The organism is Streptomyces bobili (assembly GCF_002154575.1).
GTDB lineage: Bacteria > Actinomycetota > Actinomycetes > Streptomycetales > Streptomycetaceae > Streptomyces > Streptomyces bobili.
This window is the reverse complement of sequence record NZ_MUBA01000752.1, coordinates 1-3,697: the sequence shown is the minus strand read 5'-3', so window position 1 is coordinate 3,697 and position 3,697 is coordinate 1. Positions and strand designations below refer to the sequence as shown.

The window sequence follows — 3,697 nt, the reverse complement described above, 5'->3', positions numbered from 1 at the left end:
TGGTGGAGGCCGCGGGGCCGGTCGCGGGTGAGGCTAGGCCGGTCGGGGCTGATGCGGGGGCGGGGCCCTCAGCGGAGACCGACGGCCCGGACGGTGACGTCGTCGAGCTGATCCGGTCGGTCAACGGGCCCGTGCGCGATCTCGCGTTCTCCCCGGACGGGGCCTGGCTTACCTGGTCGCATCCGGGCATCGGGCGGTCGCTGCGGCAGATCAAGATGGCCCGGATCTCAGGTCTCGGCACGGGCGGCGACGCAGCGGGGGGCGGCGGGCTGATCGTCGATGTCACGAACGGCCGCTTCGAGGACGAGAACCCGGTCTTCACCCGCGACGGCCGCTATCTCGCCTTCCTCTCCTGGCGCGGCTTCGATCCCGTGTACGACGTCCACACCGGCGACCTCTCCTTCCCCCTCGGCTGCCGGCCGTACCTGGTGCCGCTGAACTCCGCGACCCCCTCCCCCTTCGCCCTCACCCCCGAGGGACGGCCGGCCGCGGGCGGGCTGGATCCGGTCGAGGACGAGGGCGGCGACGGCACGGTGATCGTCGAGGTCGAGGGCCTCGCGAGCCGGGTGACGCCGTTCCCGGTGACCGCCTCCAAGTACTCGGCGCTGTTCCCGGTCGCGGGCGGCGGCCTGGTCTGGCTGCGCTGGCCGATCTCCGGGGCGCTCGGCGAGACCTTCGCCAACCCGGACGACACCAGCGGTCGGCCGACACTGGAGTACTTCCACCTCGGCAAGGCCAAGAAGTCCGAACTCGTCGACCACCTCGACTGGTTCGCGGTCAGCGGCGACGGCAGCCGGCTGGTCGTCGTCGACGAGGGCGAGCTGCGCGCGGTGCCCTCCACAGAGTCCGGCGACGCCGACTCCACCGTCTGGATCGACCTGCGCCGCATCCTCCACGAGGCCGACCCCGGCGCCGAGTGGCGGCAGGCCTACGCGGAGGCGGGCCGGCTCATCCGCGCCTACTTCTGGGACCCGGGGATGTGCGGCATCGACTGGGACGCGGTCCTCGACCAGTACCGGCCCCTGGTCGAACGGGTCGCCTCCCCCGACGAGTTCGCCGACCTGCTCCGCGAGGTCCTCGGCGAACTCGGCACCTCCCACGCCTACGTCACCGCCGCCCGCCGCAACGAGGGCCCACCCCACTACCAGCGCCGGCAGGGCCTCCTCGGCGCCAACCTCGTGTGCAGGGACGGCCGTTGGACGGTCAAGCGGATCCTGCCGGGCGACTCCTCCGACTCCAAGGCACGCTCACCGCTGGCCGGCACCGGCATCCGCGAGGGCGCGGTCCTCACCCATGTCGACGGCCGGCCGGTGGACCCGGTCACCGGTCCCTACCCGCTGCTGGCGGGAGCGGGCGGTACGACCGTGGAGCTGACGTTCACCCCCGCCGAGGGCGAGAACGGGCGGCCCCGGCGGGTCGCCGTCGTCCCCCTCCTCGACGAACGGCCCCTGCGCTACCAGGACTGGGTCGCCAAACGCCGGGAAGTCGTACGGGAGTTGAGCGGCGGCCGGTGCGGCTATCTGCACATCCCCGACATGGGCGGCTCCGGCTGGGCCCAGTTCAACCGCGACCTGCGGATGGAGATGTCCCGGCCCGCGCTGATCGTGGACGTCCGCGGCAACGCGGGCGGGCACATCAGCGAACTCGTCGTGGAGAAACTCACCCGCACCATCCTCGGCTGGGACCTCACCCGCGACGCCCAGCCCGTGTCCTACGCCTCCAACGCGCCCCGCGGACCCGTCGTCGCCCTCGCCGACGAGGCGACCTCCTCCGACGGCGACATGATCACGGCCGCGTTCAAGCTGCTGAAACTCGGCCCCGTCGTGGGGCAGCGGACCTGGGGCGGAGTCGTCGGCATGACCGGACGGCACCGGCTCGGCGACGGGTCGGTCATCACCGTACCGATGAACGCGGCCTGGTTCGACGCGTACGGGTGGTCCGTGGAGAACCACGGCGTCGCCCCCGACCTGGAGATCCTGCGGACGCCGCTCGACTGGGCGGAGGGACGGCACGCCCAGCTCGACGACGCGGTGTCGCTGGCGCTGGCCTTGCTGGAAACGGAGCCCCCGGCGTCTCCACCGGACCTGTCCCACGTCCCGGACCGTTCCCGTCCGCGGCTGCCCCCGCGGGGGCTTTAAGGTCGCGTTGCCGGGTGCGGCCCGGTGGGGGCCGGCCGCGCAGTTCCCCGCGCCCCTGGGTGAGCTGTCCTGCCGCATGTCCACATCGTCACCCGCGCCCCTGGGTGAGCTGTCCTGCCGCATGTCCACATCGTCACCCACGCCCCTGGGTGAGCTGTCCTGCCGCATGTCCGCATCGTGACCCGCGCCCCTGGGTGGGCTGTCCTGCCGCATGCCCGCATGGTCGCCGGGTGCCCTCTTGGGCCGACGGCGGCCGCAACTCCCCAAGGGGCGCGGGGAACTGCGCGACCAGCCACCCACCACCCGCACCCGACAACGCGCCCCCGGCAGGCACACGAACGCGGGGTGCCCCCCTTGACGGAGGGCACCCCTCTGCGCTCAAGCCCAGCGGCAGCGTTACCGCATCGACTCAGGGTCGAAGTCCGCGTCGTAGCGGTCCTCCTCCTCACGAGCCGTGCGCTGCGGGTCCTGCTCGCGGCGCTGCGGGTCCTGCCCGCGCTCACGCTCGCCCGGCTGACGCCCGCGCTCCTTGGCCTGTTCCTTCGTCTGGTCCATCTTCTGCTTGGCCTTGTCCTGCCACTGCTCGGCCTGGTCCTGGAACTTGTCCTTCATACCCATGTGGGTTCACTCCCGAATGAGGGTGAGGGGGATTGGCCCTTGGTCGGGCCTCGACCAGATTCACACGGCAGGACATTCCGCGCATTTCGATCAACTACGCTGCGTAGCGCGGGCCTGTTCGTCGGCCGCGCCACCCGCTCCGACCAGGCCCGTCCGCATGCCCCGCAGCCGGGGCTCGAACCGTTTCATCTCCCGTTGCCCGACGGTCCCGATGAGCGTCGGCAGATATCCGCGGACCCCCTGCATGCCGCGCAGCCACCACTGCCCGTACACGTGCGAGGAGCGCCGCTCTATCCCGGCGACGATCCGGTCCACGGCCGGGCCGAGCGGGTACGTCTTGTTCGACGGCCAGGGCAGCCGCTGCCGCAACTCCCGCATCACGTCCTCCTGGTCGGCGCCGCGCACCATGTCGGTGTCGGTCCAGGACAGGTAACCGACGCCCACCCGTACGCCCTTGTGGCCGACCTCGCCGCGCAGGCTGTGCGCGTACGCCTCCACGCCCGACTTGGACGCGCAGTACGCCGTCATCATCGGGGCCGGGGTGATCGCCGCGAGGGAGGCGATCTGGAGGAGGTAGCCGCGGCTCTCCATGAGGACCGGCAGGAAGGCGCGGGCGGTGACGGCCGAGCCGATGAGGTTGACCTCGATGACCCGCCGCCAGGCGTCCGGGTCGGAGTCGACGAACGGGCCGCCGGCGGCCACGCCCGCGTTGGCGACCACGATGTCCACCTTGCCGAAGCGTTCCTTCACCTCCTGGGCGACGCGGGCCATCGCGACATGGTCGGTGACGTCGGCGTACCAGTGGCCGCTGTCGCCGTGCAGCCGCTCCGCGACCTGCTTGAGTGCGTCCGGCTCCAGGCCGACCAGCGCGACGGTCGCCCCCCGTGCGGAGAGCTTGCGGGCGAGGAGTTCGCCGACGCCCCGCGCGGCGCCGGTGACGA

Annotated in this window: 3 protein-coding genes; 1 reads left to right on the top strand and 2 read right to left on the bottom strand. The window is 72.3% G+C overall.

The annotated features are described in order from the left end of the window. A partial coding sequence (locus tag BZL64_RS37200; RefSeq protein WP_244205778.1) for a S41 family peptidase occupies positions 1–2,138 on the top strand: 2,138 nt, incomplete at its 5' end. A gap of 396 nt (positions 2,139–2,534) precedes the next feature. Here BZL64_RS37200 and BZL64_RS37195 read toward each other — a convergent pair. After that, positions 2,535–2,756: a hypothetical protein gene (locus tag BZL64_RS37195; RefSeq protein WP_086773411.1), complete on the bottom strand. Its 222-nt coding sequence runs from the start codon at positions 2,754–2,756 to the stop codon at positions 2,535–2,537. Between the two features lie 90 nt (positions 2,757–2,846). Then, positions 2,847–3,697: SDR family oxidoreductase (locus tag BZL64_RS37190; protein WP_086773410.1), on the bottom strand; the 851-nt coding region annotated here is incomplete at its 5' end.